This is a genomic window from Parafrankia colletiae (assembly GCF_001854655.1).
GTDB lineage: Bacteria > Actinomycetota > Actinomycetes > Frankiales > Frankiaceae > Parafrankia > Parafrankia colletiae.
Genome location: NZ_MBLM01000135.1, coordinates 36,358 through 52,739, shown reverse-complemented (window position 1 = coordinate 52,739; position 16,382 = coordinate 36,358). Strand labels below are relative to the sequence as shown.

Below are 16,382 nucleotides of genomic sequence, written 5' to 3'. Positions count from 1 at the left end.
TGCCACACTGACGTCATGCGCCAGGCGTTCGTCCACGAGGCTGTCGTCGAGATGGCGTATGACGGTGACATCGGGGCGCCTGGCGCCGCGGTCACCGTGGCGCTGTGCGGGCACTGGGATCATCCCTCGCCGTGCTCGGCCGCCCCCCATCACACCGACGCCGTCCGGACGGAGCAGGGCGTACGGCTGCGGATCCTCTTCGCCGCCGACCCCGACAACGAACATCCGGTCCGCCGCCGCGTCGAGGCCGCCCTGGCCACGGGGCAGCTACGCGGCCCGGACGGAACCCTCACGCACTGGCGGCTGTGTGCCAGCCGCTCCGACGCCCTCACCTCCTCCGAGCTCGACCACGGCGAGCGGCTCACCCGCAGCTGACCTCGCGCGCCGGACGCGGCCGGCGGTCATCGAGGAGACCCCCGCCCCCGGCCTGTCATCAGCGGGACGGCCGGGGGTGGCGGGACAGCCGGTGACCGGCGGACGCTTATGGCGAAGTTCATGACGGAACGCGCCGACCGTCGTGGTTGCCCTAGCCTGTCTCTGTGCCAGCGCCTCGCCGCCTGCATGCCCTGGCGGCGTGGATGGCGGTCACCGTCCTCGCGGCACTGCTGTGCGTAGGCACCGCCACCGCCGCCCGGCCGGGCGATCCCCTGTACGGGGGGATGCGCGCCGCCGGTGACGCGGCGCTGTCCGCCGCCGTCCACGGCACCGTGCCGGTACCCCGCATCGACCGCGGGGCCCGCCTGGCGAGCTGGTTCGCCTCGTGGAACGGTCCGGACGAGGTCGGCCCGGCCGCCGCGCTCGCGCTGTTCCTTCTTCGCGCCGTCTTTGTGGGCCGGCGGTCCGCACACCCGTCAGCCCGCCTGCGCGGTCCGATCGACGACTGCGGCGCACGCGCTCCGCCGCTTCACAGCCACGCCTGACCGAGACGACGTCCGACGGCATCGGACGTCGCCCGACAGTGCGCGGACGGGGCACCACTTCTCGCACACAGTGCGCGCACGACGTCGACACACGTCCGGAACCCACGGATCCGCTGCTCGCCGGCCCACCCGCAGGAACTCACCGGCCTACGGCAGTCCCGTCTTCGGGTGACGCCCACGCGGGCGCAGCGGTCTCCCGCGCCCCGCCGAGGGCTCCCGCCGTTCGCCGGCGGTGTCGGAATCGGATGCCCCGGCAGCGCCGGTGAGGCCGGCCGACCGGCCCCGCCCCCTTCTCCTGACTCGGCACAGACATCACTGATGAGGTTCCGCATGAACGTCGATGAGACCGCCCTGCCGGGTATCGGTCTGCGGCACGACTTCTCGACCCGCGCCGGAAGGCGGATCGGTGTGGTCTCGCACCACAGCGGCCGCCGTGACCTGGTCGTCTATGACGCCACCGATCCGGATTCCTGCGCCGAGTCGATAGCCCTGACCGCCGAGGAGGGCGATGTGCTTTCCGAGCTGCTCGGAGCACCCCACATCGTCGAGAAGCTGGCCGATCTGAGCCGGGCCTTCGCCGGGCTGGTCGGCGAGCAGATCACGATTCTTCCCGGCTCGCCGTACGACGGGCGCCGGCTGGGTGACACCCAGGCCAGGACGCGCACCAGCGCCTCGATCGTGGCGGTGGTCCGCGACCGGCAGGTCCTCGCCTCCCCGCGGCCCGACTTCCGGTTCCAGGCCGAGGACGTCGTGGTCGTCGTCGGGACGCCGGAGAACACCGCCGCCGTCGGCGAACTGCTGCGGTCCGGCTGAAGGGCGCCGCGACCATATGCATGACCTCGGGTCAATCATGGTGGAACTGGGCGGGGTTCTCTTTCTGCTCGGCCTTGTCGGCCACGCCGCCTCCCGGTTCGGTATCTCCCCTATCCCCTTCTATCTGATCTGCGGCCTCGCCTTCGGGCATGGCGGCCTGCTCCCGCTCGGCGCGAGCGAGGAGTTCATCGAGATCGGCGCCGAGATCGGCGTCGTTCTGCTGCTGCTCACCCTCGGGCTGGAATACACCGCGGGCGAGCTGCTGGTGGGCCTGCGCCGCAACGCACCGGCCGGCGTCCTGGACCTGACTCTCAACGCCGCGCCCGGGGTGGCCGCCGCGTTCCTGCTCGGCTGGGACTGGCGCGCGGCGGTCGTGCTGGGCGGCGTCACGGCCATCTCGTCCTCCGGCATCATCGCGAAGGTTCTCGCCGACCTGGGCCGGCTCGGCAACCGGGAGACACCGGTCGTCCTGTCGGTGCTCGTCCTCGAGGACCTCGCGATGGCGGTCTACCTGCCCGTTCTGACCGCTCTGCTGGCCGGCCAGACGATCGCCCGCGGCGCGCTGTCGCTCGCCATCGCGCTCGGTGCCATGGTCGGCGTCCTGTTTCTCGCGCTGCGGTACAGCGCGAAGGTGACGCGGCTGGTGTTCAATCCGGCGTCCGACCGCAACGACGAGATCCTGCTGCTGCGGGCGCTCGGCCTTGCGCTGCTCGTCGCGGGCGTCGCGCAGCAGGTGCAGGTCTCAGCCGCGGTCGGCGCGTTCCTGGTGGGTATCGCGTTGTCCGGCCCGGTCGCCGAGGGTGCGCGGGAGGTGCTGAGCCCGCTGCGTGACCTGTTCGCCGCGGTCTTCTTCGTGTTCTTCGGCCTGCAGACCGACCCGACGCAGATCCCCTCGGCGCTGCTGGCCGCGGCGTTGCTGGCCATCGCCGGAGTCGCCACGAAGACGATCACCGGCTGGTGGGCGGCGAAGCGCGCCGGAATCGCCACCCTGGGGCGGTTCCGCGCCGGCACCGCCCTGATCGCGCGCGGCGAGTTCTCCATCGTCATCGCCGGCCTCGCGGTCGCCTCCGAGGTCGAACCACGCCTGGGACCGCTGGCCGCCAGCTATGTCCTGCTGATGGCCGTCATCGGCCCCATCGCGGCTCGCTTCGTCGAGCCGGTCACCCGGGCGGTGATGCGCCGCCGCCGGCCGRCCGCCACCGGGCAGGAGAAGCGACCGGCACCACGGCCCGGCACGCAACCGGACGTCGCCGGGAAGTAGCGCGCCGCGGCCCGGCGTCAGCCTCGCTGTCGCCCCAGAAGGGGCATCACCTCGACGAGGGTGCGGACCTCGGCAACGGCTGTGAGCGGGGCCGGCCGAGGTCGTGACGACCGATTGATCCAGACGGCTGGAATGCCCAGGGCGTGCGCGCCGGCGATGTCGGCGGACAGTGAGTCGCCGATGTGAAGAACGGCGTCAGCGCGTAGTCCGAGCATGCCCAGGGCTGCTTGGAAGATGGCCGGGTGCGGCTTGTAACATCTCGCGTCCTCGCTGGTGACCAGCAAGGTCAGCGGAAGCTGATGATGGTCGAGCGCGGCTTCGAGGTCCGGGCGATCAATGTTGGACACAACACACACGGGCAGGTCGAGCCCTTCCAGGAAGGGCCTGGTGTCCGTGCAGAGCTCCGGCTGACGCCAGAACTCGAACTGTGGTCCGCACAGGGCGGCGGGATCGGCGGTGGAGCCGAAGTGCCGCAGGGTGCGCGCCAGCGACGACACGGCGATGTCACGCTGGGCGCGGAAGGCATGCTCCCTGCTTCCCGCCGTCTCCTGGAGGAACACACCACGCCACAAGGCGCCCACCTGGTCGGCGGTGACAGCGTGCGGTGTCGCGCAGGTCTTCCTGGCCTCTTCGCAGATACCGACAATGATGTGATCATCTTCGGCGACCACGGTGCCGTAGAAGTCGAGAAGAAGAGCCTCCACCATCTGGGTATCGTGGTCCGGCGGCGCTGCGACAGGCCAGCGGTCACGCAGACCACGTCCAGGTCGTCCAGGTCGGCGACCGGGCGTCCGACTCCTGCCCCGGCAGACAACCGGAGGCCCAGAGCCCTCCCCGCTGGTCCAGCCTCTCCGCGCTGGTCCCGGCGCCGGGCTGTGGCCGCGTGCGCGGGGGCCGGGCCGGGCGCCGGTAGCGTACGGGAATGGCTACCGAGACGCAGTCCGATCCGGCCCTCGACGTCGTCGCCTGGGACCTCGGTCCGCTGCTCGACGGCCGCGGCGAGGAGGGCGTCGAGGATCTCCTCACCGAGGCCCGGCGGCGGGCCGAGGAGTTCGCGCGGAGCCATGCCGGCCAGGTCGCCGCGCTGGACGGGCCGGGGCTGGTGGCCGCGATGGCCGAACTGACGGCGGTCTACGAGCTGGTGGGCCGGGCCGGCAGCTACGCGTCGCTGCGCTTCTCCACCGACACCGCCGATCCGGCGCGGGGGGCGCTGCTGCAGAAAGTGCGGGAGCGCTCCACCGCGATCCGCACGACGCTGCTGTTCTTCGGCCTGGAATGGGCGGCGTTGGACGACGAGGTCGCCGAGCGGCTGCTGGCGGCGGACGGGCTCGACCAGGCCCGCCACCACCTGCGGTTGGAGCGGCGCTACCGGCCGCACCTGCTCAGCGAGCCGGAGGAGAAACTGCTGACCGAGAAGTCGGTCACCGGGGCGGCGGCGTGGAGCCGGCTGTTCTCCGAGCAGGTCTCAGCCATCGGGGTCCGCCGGCCCGCCGGCGCCGTCGCCACGGCCGACGGCGACGGCGCCGACGGGCAGGCCGGCGGGGAGGCGCTTGACGTGGCGCTGAGCCGGCTGGCCTCCGGCGACCGGGAGGTGCGGCGCACGACGGCCGAGGCGGTCACCGCGGCGCTCGCGCCGGGCCTGCGCACCCGTGCGTACATCTTCAACACACTGATACACGACAAGGCGGTCACGGATCGTCTGCGCGGCTATCCGACCTGGTTGACCAGCCGCAACCTGGCGAACGAGGTCTCCGACGAGTCGGTGCGCGCACTCGTCGACGCGGTCCGGGCGCGCTACGACATCCCGCAGCGGTGGTACCGGCTCAAGGCGCGGATCCTCGGCCTGCCGAAGCTCGCCGACTACGACCGGATGGCCGCCGTGACCAGCGCCGACGAGCAGTACGGCTGGGAGGAGTCGCGCGATCTGGTGCTGTCCTCCTTCGGCGCGTTCTCGCCGGAGATGGAACGTCACGCGCGCCGGTTCTTCGACGAGAGGTGGATCGACGCGCCGGTGCGGCCGGGCAAGCGGGGCGGTGCGTTCGCCAGCTCCGCCGTCCCGTCGGTGCATCCGTACGTCATGCTCRACTTCACCTCCCAGCGCCGCGACGTGCTGACGCTCGCGCACGAGCTGGGGCACGGTGTCCACTTCGCCCTGGCGGCGAAGCAGGGCATCCTGCAGCAGCACACGCCGCTGACGGTCGCCGAGACGGCCTCGGTGTTCGGCGAGACGATCGTCTTCAACCAGCTGCTGGCGCGGACGTCCGAGCCCGACTCGCGCCTCGCGCTGCTGGCCGAGGCGGTCGAGGGGGCGATCGCCACCGTCTTCCGCCAGACCGCGATGAACCAGTTCGAGGACACCGTCCACACCGCGCGGCGCACCGACGGCGAACTGTCCGTCGAACGCCTCAACGAGGCGTGGGCGTCCACCCAGCGCGACCTGCTCGGCGACTCGGTCGAGCTGACCGACGGCTACCGGACGTGGTGGAGCTACGTCCCGCACTTCATCGGCACGCCCGGGTACGTGTACGCCTACGCCTACGGCCAGCTGCTGGCGCTGTCGGTCTACCAGCGCTACGTGGACGAGGGCGACGCGTTCGTCCCGCACTATCTGGAGATGCTCGCCGCCGGCGGCTCCCGGTCCCCCGAGGACCTGGGCCGCATCGTCGGCATCGACCTGACCGACCCGGGCTTCTGGTCGGCAGGCCTCGACCTGGTGGAGGCCCAGCTGCGGGCCGCCGAGGCGGCCGCCCGCGACGCCGGCCGCCTCGGGTGAAGTCTGCCCGGTCCCGCCCCGGACAGGCCTGGCTCGCAGAACGACGGAGGACGGCCACGCCGAGTGCGCCAACCAGCTTGATTCGTCAGAAACTGGCTTCTTTCCGACAGGCACGCCCTGATCAGGACGCTACAGTCGCTCACCGTGGGTCATCGTAGAATTCCTGGTCTGTCGGTCCGCCTCAGTCCGCTGGCCGTGGCCGCCGGCATGGTCGTGGCCCTCGCGGCCGCCGCGGGGTGCAGCAGCAACCCGGACACCGGCGCCACGCCGGTCGCCCCCCCGATCACCACCACCGCGGTGGCAGTCGGCCCGTCCACGAGCCCGCCCGCGGGTGCCGGTACGAACATTCCACCGCCCACGGCAGCACCGACACCGATGCCTTCGGCCGCCTACCCGCCGCTGTCCGGGTTCGGTGCGGTRCACGAGCTCGGCAGCGCGGTCGCGATCTCCGATGCCGCCGCCGGCACCGTGCTGAGCCTGGATCGGATCGAGTACATCACCTGCCCGCTGCAGGCCGGCGACCCCGATCCCTGCCTCGACGGCTACCGCACCAGGATCATCGAGGGAGAACGGCGGGACTTCGTCGTGGCGCCCGAGGTCAGGTTCACCTACTGGGAGCAGCCCGAGATCTACCTCACCGGCGGGCTCGCGAAGCTGCGGGAGTTCGTCGCGAACGCGCCGTCCAACATGGTCCTTCTGCAGCTTGACCAGGCCGGACGGGTGATCGCTGTCGGGCAGCCCTTCCTGCCCTGACGGTCCAGGCGGTCCTGAAGACCCGGGCAGCTATGGCGGCCCGGACCAGGGCCGGCAACGAACCATGGGCCAGCCGGAGCCGTTGGAGGCTGCCGGCCGGCCCATGATGGTGAAGCGGACTAGCCCTTGCGGACGATCCCGGTGCCGGTCCAGGCAGTCACCACGCCGGTGGCGGAGGAGACTAGGTAGTCGAAGCGGCGGTCGCCGGTGAGGTCGGCGAGGAGGACCTGGTTGCGCGTCGCCCCGACGCCGGTGGCGATCTCGCCCTGGGCAAGCCAGGTCGAGCCGCCGCCGCCGCGGTTGTTCAGCCAGGCCCAGATCCGGCCGTGCTCGTTGACCGACAGGTAGTCGTCCCGGCTGTCACCGTCGAGGTCCGCGAAGGTGATCATCGAACCGGGAAGGCCGATGCCCGCGGCGATCTCGCCCGCGGACTGCCAGGACACCCCGCTGCTGCCACCGGCGGTGTTGAGCCAGCCCTGCACCTGGCCCTGCGCGCCGACGACGAGATAGTCGTCCCGGCCGTCACCGTTGATGTCGGCGAACCGGACCGTGTCCCGCGCCCCCGAGCCCGTGGCGACATCGCCCTTCGACTGGAAGGAGATACCGGCACTGCCACCGGCGACGTTGAGCCAGAGCTTCACCTGGCCCTGCGCGCCGACCAGCAGGTAGTCGTCCCGGCCATCCCCGTTCAGGTCGGCGAACCGCACCTCCTCGCGCGGCCCGGCCCCCGAGGCGACCTGGCCCACGTAGTTCCAGCCGCCGGAGACCCGCAGCCAGGCCTTCACCGCGCCCTGCGGGCCGACGGCCAGGTAGTCCTCCTTGCGGTCACCGTTGAGATCGGCGAACCGCAGCTCCTCCGGCGGCACGCCCGTCCCGGAGGCGACCACACCCTGGCGGTCCCACCGGTCGTTCTGGGCGAACTGCTCGTTCAGCCAGGCCGAGACCTGCCCGGTGCTGTTCACCGCCAGGTAGTCGCTGCTGCCCCCGCCGTCGATGTCGGCGAACTCGACGTTCTCCCGGGACACCCCGACACCGGCGGCTATCTCGCCCTGGACCAGCCACGACTCCGCGCCGGTCGCACCGATGGCGTTGAGCCAGGCCCGCACCTGCCCCTGGGCACCGACCACCAGGTAGTCGTCCCGGCTGTCACCGTCGAGGTCGGTGAACCGCACCTCGTCGCGGGTCGCCCCGACCCCCGAGGCGACGACGCCCTGGTAGCTCCACCCCGTACCGCCGGGGCCGCGGACGTTCATCCAGGCCCGCACCTGGCCCTGGGTGTTGACGGCCAGATAGTCGTCACGGCCGTCACCGTTGATGTCGGCGAACCGCACCTCCTCGCGGGTCGTGCCGACACTGCCGGCGATCTCCCCCTGGGACGCCCAGGACACGCTGTTGCCGGTGCCGGCGTTGAACCAGGCCCGCACCTGCCCCTGGGCACCGACGGCCAGGTAGTCGTCACGGCCGTCACCGTTGACGTCGGCGAACCGCACCTCCTCGCGCGGCGCGGAGCCGGAGGCGACGGTCCCCAGAGACGTCCAGGACGTGCTGCCCGAGCTGCGGTTGTTCACCCACGCACGCACCTGGCCCTGCGGGCTGACCACCAGGTAGTCGTCGCGGCCGTCACCGTTGAGATCGGCGAACCGCACCTCCTCGCGGGTCGCGCCCACCCCGGAGGCGATCGTGCCCTCCCACTTCCAGCCGTCCTGGCCGGTGCCCGAGGGGTCGACCGCTCCCGTGGTGCCGCCGCCGCCTCCCGTCGGCAGGTCACCGCAGGCGCCGGCGACACCGTTGCGGGCCCGCAGGAAGACGTCGCGCCTGACGACGCCGTCGATCGTCCGGTGGAAGGCCTCGGCCATCTTCCGGAACCCGTTCGCGTTCGGATGCAGCGAGTCGGTCATGTCTCCCGGTGTCACCGCTCCCATGTCGACCAGGCGCACGGGCCGGCCCGCCTTCTGGAAGTCCGCGACGATGCCCGGAATGGCCGCGTTGTACTGCTGGATGCGGTTCATGGTCGCCGGAGTCGTGGAGGGGATGAGCGTGGAGACCAGCACGGTCGTCTCGGGAGCGGTGTTGACGATCTGACGGATGAGGCTGCGCAGCCGCTCGGGGGCGCTCGCGACGGAGACGTTGCGCGCCATGTCGTTGGTACCGATGTGCAGCAGGACGACGTTCGGCCGGTACTCACGCATCGTGCAGGACGCGATGGAGTGGATCTGGCTGATCGTCCAGCCCGGGTGCCCCTCGTTGTCCTGGTCCGCCAGCTGGCCGGTCCGCTGGGAGCCGACGAAGTTCACGGGACCGCCCACGCCGCCCAGCAGCTGCGCCAGCCGTGCCCGGTAGCTGGAGTTGTCCGGCGTCCCGACACCGTAGGTGATCGAGTCGCCCAGGGGCAGCACCCGCAGCTCCGCCGCGGTCTCGCTGGCACTGTCCTCCAGCGCGCTGGCGACGCCCTCGCCGATCGCCTCGGCGTTCTCCTCCAGTGCGATTCCGGTGTCGACGGCGGCGGGAGAGGCCGACGAAGCCCAGCCCGTGAGGCTTCGACCCCAGTTGGCCAGCGCCTGACCCATCTTTCTCAGGTCGGTGATCAGGCCACCACGCGCGAATCCAGCCGCCCACCCCTCCCAGACGACTCCGAAGAAGGAGGCGACTGCCGCGATACCCACCGCCCAGCCCCAGGCGCCGCCGTCATGCTGGTGTCCCTCGTCGACGACTCGCACGGCCTGGGGAATGAAGGTGGAGATGAAGTTCCCCAGGGCCGCGCAGAATGCCGCGGCGAGGATGGTGCCCGGCCCTGCGGTGGCGACACCGAAGAAGCCCTCGCAGAGGATGCGCGCCAGCAGGGCCACGGCGAAGGAGCCGATGTATATCAGGAACCACTGCCACCCGGTCAGTTCCGTGATCTGCACGGCGTTGGTCGGGTCGACGGTGAGGGACAGCGTGGAGCCCGTCACCGCGAAGGCACCGTCGAAGTCATGCTGCACAGTGAACGTATCGACATCGGGCTCGAGATCGACCGGGGCGAAGCGGTCCTGCTCCTCGTAGAGCGTGTCGCTCAGCAGAGCATGACGGCTGTTGAGCTCCGCCACCACCCCCCGCAGCTTGGGGAGGTCGACGTTCTCCGGAATCGCGAAGCTCACCGTGAACTCGGTCGGCGCCTGGTCACCGTCGGCGGCCTCGGCCGGCTTCGCCAGGCTCACCACCAGCGCCACCGCGACCAGGATCGCGACCGCGACAATGCCCCACCCGCGGCCTCGCGGCGGCTGCCCGAACCCCACAGCCCCGCCGCCGAAGCCACCGACCAGCCTGACGCCAGGGTCACCCTGAGCGCTGTCGTTCGCCACGCCACCCCCATCGACACGAGCAAGGCCCATCGATGGACATCGGGGGCAGCGAGCATCAAATCGTTGCAGGCGTACCGGCTGGTAACCAGAACATGAACGGCTCTGGGTGAATCTGGCGACACTGGCGGCGGGCAGTGGCGGGTTCAGGTGGTGGGGAGGGTGCCGCCATCGATGACGTACTCGGCGCCGGTGATCGACTGCGCGCGGTCCGACACCAGGAAGGCGACCAGTTCGGCGACCTCCCCCGGGCGCGCGGGCCGGCCGATCGGGATTCCCCCGAGGGAGTCCATGAGCCGGTGGAGTGCCGCGTCCCGGTCTATGCCCGCGCCACGCGCGAGGCGGTCGATGAGCGCCTCGGCGCTGTCGGTCTGGATGAAGCCGGGAGTGACGACGTTGACCCGCACGCCGCGGGGCCCCACCTCGTTCGCGAGACCCTTGCTGTAGGTGGTCAACGCCGCCTTCGCCGCGGCGTAGCCCAGGGTCGCCTCGAACAGTGGCATCCGCCGTTGGATCGAGGACACGTGCACGACCGCCCCGAGGCCGGCTTCGATCATCGCGGGCAGCAGCGCCCGGTCGAGCCGGACCGCGGCGAGAAGGTTCACGTCCAGTTCGCCGCGCCAGTCGTCGTCGGTGAGCGCGGCGAAGCCGCCCGGGTTCGCGTGCGAGCCGCCGAGCGCGTTGACCAGGATGTCCACCGCGCCGAGACGCTCGCGGACCTGGTCGACGACGACGCGCACGCCCTCGGAGGTGCTGATGTCGGCGGGGACGAACAGGTCCGGAGCCGGATAGCCGTCCGGCATGGCGCGGGCGGTGGTCAGCACGATGGCCCCGGCCGCGGCCAGTCGGGCCACGATGGCGGCGCCGGTCCCCCGGCTGCCGCCGGTGACCAGCGCACGCCGCCCGGCGAGGGAGTCGGTGGGGACGCCCGAAGCGGTGAGGACGGCGGGAAGAACGGCGGGAGGGGTGGCCACGTGAACTCCTCGGTACGGGCCTACACGCAGGCGGGCAGGCGGACGACACGGCCGGCGCCTCCGGCCGGCCTGCCCGCCACGGTGGTGTCTCCTCCGGGGGAAGGGTCAACGGCGATGCGACCGGCGACCGGCGACCGGGACACGCGTGCGGACAGGGGCCGACTCTCCCCCCCGGGGGAGGGCGCAGAGTTGCTGTCATGCGCACGGGCCTCACCATTGGCGACTTCTCCCGAATCACCCACCTGAGCGTGAAGATGCTGCGCCGCTACCACGAGGCGGGCCTGCTGGAGCCGGCCGAGGTCGACCCGTCGAGCGGCTACCGCTACTACACGACGGCGCAGGTGCCGACCGCCCAGGTGATCCACCGCTTCCGCGAGCTCGGCATGCCCGTCCGCGAGATCGGGAGGATCCTCTCGACTCCTGACCCCGAAGCGCGCGCGCTGCTCGTCGCCGAGCATCTGCGGCGGGTCGAGCTCCAGCTGGAGAGCACCCGGTCAGCGGTCGCGACCCTGCGGCGGCTGCTCGTGCCGACGGGCACGCCCGTCGAGGTCGACCTGCGGACCCGCCCGCCGACGAGAGCCGTCGCCATCGGTGCGACGGTCGTCCGCGACCAGGTGGTGGCCTGGTACGACGAGGCGATGACCGAGCTGGACGCAACGCTGGCCGCCGCCGGCCTCGAACCGTCCGGGCCGCACGGCGGTCTCTACGACGACACCCTGTTCACCGACGGCCACGGGCACGCTCTCGTCTACATTCCGGTGCACGTGCCTGCGTCGGCCGGCGGCCGGGTGCGTACCGTCACCCTGCCGGCCGCCGAGCTGGCGGTGACGGTGCACCACGGGCCGCATGACGACATCGACGTCACCTACGGGGTGCTGGGCACCTACATCGCCGAGCAGGCCATCACTGTCAGCGGACCGGTCCACGAGATCTACGTCGTCGGGCCGCGCGACACCCCGGACGCCTCCGCCTGGCGCACCGAGATCGGCTGGCCGGTCTTCCGCACCTGGGCCGGCCAGCCGTCCGCGTCCGGTGCCGCCCGCGAGGCCGACCCCGTCGGACCCAGCGAGGGCTGGCCACGGCCGAGCGCCCGCGGATGACCGGCCCGCGGACGGGTCAGTGGTCAGGAGACCGACGGTCAGAGGTTCGGGCAGACGATCGACGGTCAGAGGTCAGAGGTTCGGGCAGAGGTCGGTGAGGAACTCGGTGGTGCGGCGGCGGGACTCGGCGCGGGCGGTGATGTCCGAGCCGAGCGGGATCACGCGGGCACCCAGATCGGTCACTCCGGCGTCACGGTAGCGGCGCAGGCGGTCGATGATGGCGTCCTCGTCGCCGGCAACCATCACGTCGCCGATGCCCCGGGCGTCGCCGTGTTCCAGCAGCCGCAGGTAGTTCGGGGAGAGCTCGGCGTGCCCGAGGGTCTGCTCGGCGTACTCGCGCGCCGCGTCCACCTCGCCCGGTGCGCACAGCGCCACCGGCACGCCGGCGACGATCCGCGGGGCCGGCCGGCCGGCGTCGGCCGCCGCCTTCGCCAGCCGCGGCGCCACGTGCTCGGCGATGGCACGCTCGTCGGCCATCCACAGGATCGTCCCGGCGCCCTGCCCGCCGGCCAGGCCGAGCATCACCGGTGCGAGCGCCGCCAGCAGGACCGGGGGCGCGCCGACGGCGGTGAGGTCCGTGACGTCGAGGGGGCTGTGCACCTGATAGGTGTCGTTCTCGACGTCGATCCGCCCCTGCCCGGTGAAGGCGGCGTTGAGCACCTGCAGGTAGTCGCGCATCAGGCGGGCCGGGCGCTCGTAGGGCAGGCCGAACTGCTCGGTCACGATCCAGTGGTGGGACGGGCCGAGCCCCAGGGCGAACCGGCCCCCGCAGGCCGCCTGGGTGGAGAGCACCTGCTGCGCCATCGCGAGCGGGTGCCGGGTCTGGACCGGCACGACGGCCGTGCCCAGCTCGATGCGGCTGGTCGCCTGCCCCATCAGCGTGACGGCGGTGAGCGCGTCGAAGTAGCCGGGCACCTGCGGGACCCACATCGAGGTGAAGCCGTGCTCCTCGGCCGCCCGCGCGTCGGCGATCAGGTTGGCCACCCTGTCCCGGGCGGGCCTGTCCCGGTCCGAGCCGATCATCGTCCCGATGCGCATCATGTCCGTCCCTGGGATGTCGGTCCGCCGCCCGCGTTCGCCGGGGCAGACCGCACGATATCGAGACAGGCCCGCACGCACGGGTTCTGCGCCGCGGGCCCACTCCTGCCCGACGGTCTCAGCCGGCCGCGTCGCCCGGGTACGGAGGCCGCGCCTGGTACGCGCCGTCCGGCGGAGCCGGGTAGAGGACGTCGCAGGGGACGTCCAGATGCTCCAGGACCTCCCCGACGAAGCTCATGGTGCCAAGGGCGAGGACACCGCCCTCCACCCGATCAGCCAGGTCGAAGGCCTCGGTGGCGGGCAGCAGCGGGAGGGGCCAGCGGTGCCCGGAGAAGTGCAGGTACGACTCGCCGGCTCGCACGGCCACCACCGTGTGACCGTCGAGCGCACGCAGGCTCCCCTCGACGTCCTTGATGTCGGGCATACACAGCAGCACGACCTGCGGTGTTCCCAGGACACGGAGAAACCACTCGAGCGCAGCAGTGACGCCACGCTCGTTCACCGGGGCATCGACCACCCACGTCCGCGGCCCGTCGTGGTGAACGGACAGTCGCCCCGGAAGGGCGATCGGTGGCGGTACGACGTCCCGCGGATCCGGGTCCGGATCCGGACCTTGGTCCTGGTCCGGTCCGGCGGGCGCTCCGCGCAGGGTTGCCATGGCGCGGCCCGCGCTGGTTCCCAGCATGGCGTTCATCCGCGAAAGGCCCGGGGGCGTGGGGAAATCCGGCTCCGCGGAGCCGTCGACCAGGCCGACGTCGGCACCAAGATCGCTGGCCCGCGCGACCAGGGCCGCCCAGACCTCGGGCTCCTGCGGCACCGACAGGACTGTTCTCGTCTCCGGAGTGATCACCCCGAGGAGGTCGGCCGCGATCTCCAGCAGGTTCTCGCCGATGACCCCGAGATGCTCCTCGAAGACCGCGGTGACGGCGACCACCTGTGGCGGGAACAGCGAGACCTCGTCGCTGGCTCCCCCGAGGCCCTCCTCCAGCACGATCACATCGACCTGGCTGCTCAGGAGATGACGCACACCGCTGATCGTGAACGATCCGGTCGGGGAGAGATAGCCACCGTCGGACTGGACCGGCCCCAGCTCACCGAGGGCCTCGGCGAGCTCGTCCGCCATCCGCCGGTAGGCCACGTCGTCCACCGCCACCCCGTCGACGCGCACCCGCTCGCGGTTGGTGCGGAACGGCGGGCTGGTGACCAGCCCGGTGCGCATGCCCGCCGCGGTCAGGGTCGCCGCCGCGTAGGTGGCGGCCGTGCCCTTCCCCTTGCTTCCGACGACCGTCAGCACGGGCGGCAGCCGGTCGGCCCGCAGATCCCACAGGTCCCGGAGTCTCGCGGCCCGAACCAGGCTACGACGCCGCGTCCCCGACCATTCCTTGTACTCCCGAAAGAACGGCTCGTCGGCATCAAGCCACCTGGCTACCAAAATGGCCACTTCCCTTTTGGCGGACTCGGATATCGGAAACTGATCAGCTGGAATGCAAATATTATCGATGTCGCAGCAACGGCGGGAACCCGGGCACCACCCGGAACAGCCAGCGCCGCGAGAATCAGGCCACCCACCGGGAGTGTAGCACGCCCGAGACGGTTCACCAGATAGGTTCGCAGTCTGCGCCGTACCCGGACGACTGTTGTTGCCGGAATTCCGAGCGACAACCGGAGACGGGAAGCCACCTGAATGGTGAGCTGTTCACGGAGGTCGTTCTCGTCAACCAGGATCCTTTCAACGCCCTGGCTGTCGAATATGCGGGAGGTGGCCTGCGACGAGCTCTGGTCGGGAATCGTGAACGCGACCGCCACGGCCTGCCGGTAGCCCCAGGAGATGATGATCTGGTCACCGCTTTCGATACCGAGCAGCGCCAGCGTGTGCTCCGGGATCCGGACGACCAGTTCGTCGTCGTCCCCGATGGTCGCCTGCTCGGTCAGCAGCGAGATCGACGGCGCTCGCAGGATCGGCCTGATGATCCATTCCAGCAGTTGGTCAGTCGCGCGGAAGGGGAGCCGCACGGAGCGGGCGAGCGCAGCGGCCCTGCGCGGTTGCCGGGTCCAGGGTCCCGGCCTGCTCAGGTCCCCTGGCGGAAACTCCGACAGCTGCACCCGCTCACTGACACGGACCCCGCCCAGCAGCACTCGCCCAGCCATCGACAGCCGCATGCTTCCCGGCGTGACGGCCACGCGGTTACGCAGGCGGACCGGCATACAGAGCTTCCCGTTGCTGGCCAGCGCGTAGCGGCTGCGGAAGCGGATTCCGCGGGAGAAACGGTCGTACGTCTCCCGGGTCACATCCGCCTCGGTCGCCCGCGGTACGTCCTCCACGAAACCGGGCCTTACGTGCAGGAACTCCCGGGGCGGCAGCAGGACTGTGATGGTGGCGCCGTTCTCGACACCAAGCAGCTGTCGCGCCCGGGCCGAGAGGTGGCATTCTCCGGGATTCAGCCGCAGTGTCTGCCGAGCTTCGACACCCGAGGGCTGCGGGGAGCCGGATCCGTCTCGGTGCTGCGCGACGCCGTAGGCCCAGACCAGGATACGGCTGCCCGCGCTGGCCACCGACAACACGGTGGGCAGGGTGATCCGTAATCGTTCGATATCAGGCCCGCTGAGCAGCATCGTCGGCCGGGGGGAGCTTATGCTCGCGGACGCTCGAACCACGGTCAGTTCCGCTTCGCTGGGCAGGTGCTGACCGGAGGGCGACGAGGTCAACCGAGCCACATCTCCATGGACAGGAAATCCCGAAGAGTTCGGAACATCTGCATGGACGGTTCCCGTGCCCCGGTCGGCGGGCGCAGGCGGGCCGCGATCTCGATCTGGATCGCGGACATGCTCCGCCGTTGCGCCCAGCTGGTCAGGGTCTCGACACGATCGCCCTTGAAGACGCTGTTGACTCCGGCCCGCAGTCCCTGGGCGCGCAGTGCCTCCGACAGGCCCTCGCACAACGAGGTCATCCGGCTGTCCGGAGCCCCTCCCAGGCCCAGGTCGATGTCAAGCCCGTAGCTGTCGCGCATGCCATGCAGGTCGATCAGATACCGCGGCGTGGGGTCGAGATCCGCCAGAGCGTTCTTGAAACCGTTCCGGGCGTCCCAGGCGGGATCCCCGCTCTGGCGGCCCACAGCGCACACCGCCCGGACGTCGCTCACCGCGGCGAGAGCCATCGCCAGACCGCCGGTGCCGCGTTCGGCGAGCTTTGTCCTGCCGGCCCGTATCTGCGCCACCGCGTGTGGTGCGGTGAGGACGAGATGGGCTCGGCGGCCCTCTCTGACCAGCACGGAGTCCAGCGCGCTGGAACCTTCGTAGTTCTGCGCGGAGAAAACTTCCTCCTCGGCGATCCAGCTCTCCCACGATGAGGTGGTTCCCATGTCCCCAGATTCCGTCCGCTGTTCCGTCGACGACGCCGGCCCGCGAGCCCGGA

The 16,382-nt window shown here is 71.2% G+C and carries 14 protein-coding genes; 7 read left to right on the top strand and 7 right to left on the bottom strand.

What is annotated here, in order from left to right; genetic code table 11:
- Positions 1 to 15: 15 nt before the first annotated feature.
- The 4 genes from CC117_RS22840 to CC117_RS22825 all read left to right on the top strand — a co-directional run bounded on the left by CC117_RS22840 (position 16) and on the right by CC117_RS22825 (position 2,994).
- A complete protein-coding gene (locus CC117_RS22840) occupies positions 16 to 375 on the top strand; it encodes a hypothetical protein (RefSeq protein ID WP_071087442.1) in 360 nt (119 codons plus the stop codon).
- A 203-nt stretch (positions 376 to 578) separates the two neighbouring features.
- Positions 579 to 920, top strand: coding sequence for a hypothetical protein (locus tag CC117_RS22835; protein WP_071087441.1), 342 nt, complete (start codon positions 579 to 581; stop codon positions 918 to 920).
- A gap of 330 nt (positions 921 to 1,250) precedes the next feature.
- Positions 1,251 to 1,733, top strand: coding sequence for a cation:proton antiporter regulatory subunit (locus CC117_RS22830; protein WP_071087440.1), 483 nt, complete (start codon positions 1,251 to 1,253; stop codon positions 1,731 to 1,733).
- A gap of 16 nt (positions 1,734 to 1,749) precedes the next feature.
- Positions 1,750 to 2,994, top strand: a complete 1,245-nt coding sequence (locus CC117_RS22825) for a cation:proton antiporter (protein ID WP_071087438.1) — start codon at positions 1,750 to 1,752, stop codon at positions 2,992 to 2,994.
- Between the two features lie 17 nt (positions 2,995 to 3,011).
- On the opposite strand, the gene CC117_RS22820 is transcribed toward CC117_RS22825, so the two are convergent.
- The gene (locus CC117_RS22820; RefSeq protein WP_071087437.1) at positions 3,012 to 3,701 is read right to left on the bottom strand and encodes an HAD family hydrolase; all 690 of its coding nucleotides are present in this window, start codon (positions 3,699 to 3,701) and stop codon (positions 3,012 to 3,014) included.
- 215 nt (positions 3,702 to 3,916) lie between these two features.
- Between CC117_RS22820 and CC117_RS22815 the strand changes: the two genes are divergently transcribed.
- Together CC117_RS22815 and CC117_RS22810 are read left to right on the top strand one after the other, a co-directional pair.
- Entirely contained in the window at positions 3,917 to 5,767 is a 1,851-nt protein-coding gene (locus CC117_RS22815; protein WP_071087435.1) for a M3 family oligoendopeptidase, read from the top strand.
- A 144-nt stretch (positions 5,768 to 5,911) separates the two neighbouring features.
- Positions 5,912 to 6,520, top strand: coding sequence for a hypothetical protein (locus CC117_RS22810; RefSeq protein WP_241830334.1), 609 nt, complete (start codon positions 5,912 to 5,914; stop codon positions 6,518 to 6,520).
- A gap of 119 nt (positions 6,521 to 6,639) precedes the next feature.
- Here CC117_RS22810 and CC117_RS22805 read toward each other — a convergent pair whose 3' ends face one another.
- Together CC117_RS22805 and CC117_RS22800 are read right to left on the bottom strand one after the other, a co-directional pair.
- On the bottom strand, positions 6,640 to 9,861 hold the full coding sequence (locus tag CC117_RS22805) for an FG-GAP-like repeat-containing protein (RefSeq protein WP_071087431.1): 3,222 nt from the start codon (positions 9,859 to 9,861) through the stop codon (positions 6,640 to 6,642).
- A gap of 143 nt (positions 9,862 to 10,004) precedes the next feature.
- Positions 10,005 to 10,832, bottom strand: a complete 828-nt coding sequence (locus tag CC117_RS22800) for an SDR family oxidoreductase (protein WP_071087428.1) — start codon at positions 10,830 to 10,832, stop codon at positions 10,005 to 10,007.
- A gap of 197 nt (positions 10,833 to 11,029) precedes the next feature.
- On the opposite strand from CC117_RS22800, the gene CC117_RS22795 reads away from it, so the two are divergent.
- Positions 11,030 to 11,932, top strand: coding sequence for a MerR family transcriptional regulator (locus tag CC117_RS22795; RefSeq protein ID WP_071087426.1), 903 nt, complete (start codon positions 11,030 to 11,032; stop codon positions 11,930 to 11,932).
- Between the two features lie 72 nt (positions 11,933 to 12,004).
- On the opposite strand, the gene CC117_RS22790 is transcribed toward CC117_RS22795, so the two are convergent.
- From CC117_RS22790 to CC117_RS22775, 4 genes are all read right to left on the bottom strand, one after another.
- Positions 12,005 to 12,970, bottom strand: coding sequence for a TIGR03564 family F420-dependent LLM class oxidoreductase (locus tag CC117_RS22790; protein ID WP_071087501.1), 966 nt, complete (start codon positions 12,968 to 12,970; stop codon positions 12,005 to 12,007).
- Positions 12,971 to 13,088: 118 nt separating this feature from the next.
- Positions 13,089 to 14,402: a folylpolyglutamate synthase/dihydrofolate synthase family protein gene (locus CC117_RS22785; protein WP_071087424.1), complete on the bottom strand. Its 1,314-nt coding sequence runs from the start codon at positions 14,400 to 14,402 to the stop codon at positions 13,089 to 13,091.
- Positions 14,396 to 15,676, bottom strand: a complete 1,281-nt coding sequence (locus tag CC117_RS22780; RefSeq protein ID WP_131803120.1) for a hypothetical protein — start codon at positions 15,674 to 15,676, stop codon at positions 14,396 to 14,398. Before CC117_RS22780 ends, CC117_RS22785 begins: the two co-directional genes overlap by 7 nt.
- Positions 15,673 to 16,329 carry an N-formylglutamate amidohydrolase gene (locus CC117_RS22775; protein WP_071087420.1) on the bottom strand — a complete coding sequence of 219 codons (657 nt, stop codon included), beginning with the start codon at positions 16,327 to 16,329 and terminating at the stop codon, positions 15,673 to 15,675. Before CC117_RS22775 ends, CC117_RS22780 begins: the two co-directional genes overlap by 4 nt.
- Between the last annotated feature and the right edge of the window lie 53 nt (positions 16,330 to 16,382).

Excerpts from the sequence above, each read along its gene's own strand:
- CC117_RS22790 (WP_071087501.1), bottom strand. The coding sequence starts at position 12,970 with ATGCGCATCGGGACGATGATCGGCTCGGACCGGGACAGGCCCGCCCGG.
- CC117_RS22830 (WP_071087440.1), top strand. The coding sequence starts at position 1,251 with ATGAACGTCGATGAGACCGCCCTGCCGGGTATCGGTCTGCGGCACGAC.
- CC117_RS22795 (WP_071087426.1), top strand. The coding sequence starts at position 11,030 with ATGCGCACGGGCCTCACCATTGGCGACTTCTCCCGAATCACCCACCTG.
- CC117_RS22840 (WP_071087442.1), top strand. The coding sequence starts at position 16 with ATGCGCCAGGCGTTCGTCCACGAGGCTGTCGTCGAGATGGCGTATGAC.
- CC117_RS22820 (WP_071087437.1), bottom strand. The coding sequence starts at position 3,701 with ATGGTGGAGGCTCTTCTTCTCGACTTCTACGGCACCGTGGTCGCCGAA.
- CC117_RS22835 (WP_071087441.1), top strand. The coding sequence starts at position 579 with ATGGCGGTCACCGTCCTCGCGGCACTGCTGTGCGTAGGCACCGCCACC.
- CC117_RS22775 (WP_071087420.1), bottom strand. The coding sequence starts at position 16,329 with ATGGGAACCACCTCATCGTGGGAGAGCTGGATCGCCGAGGAGGAAGTT.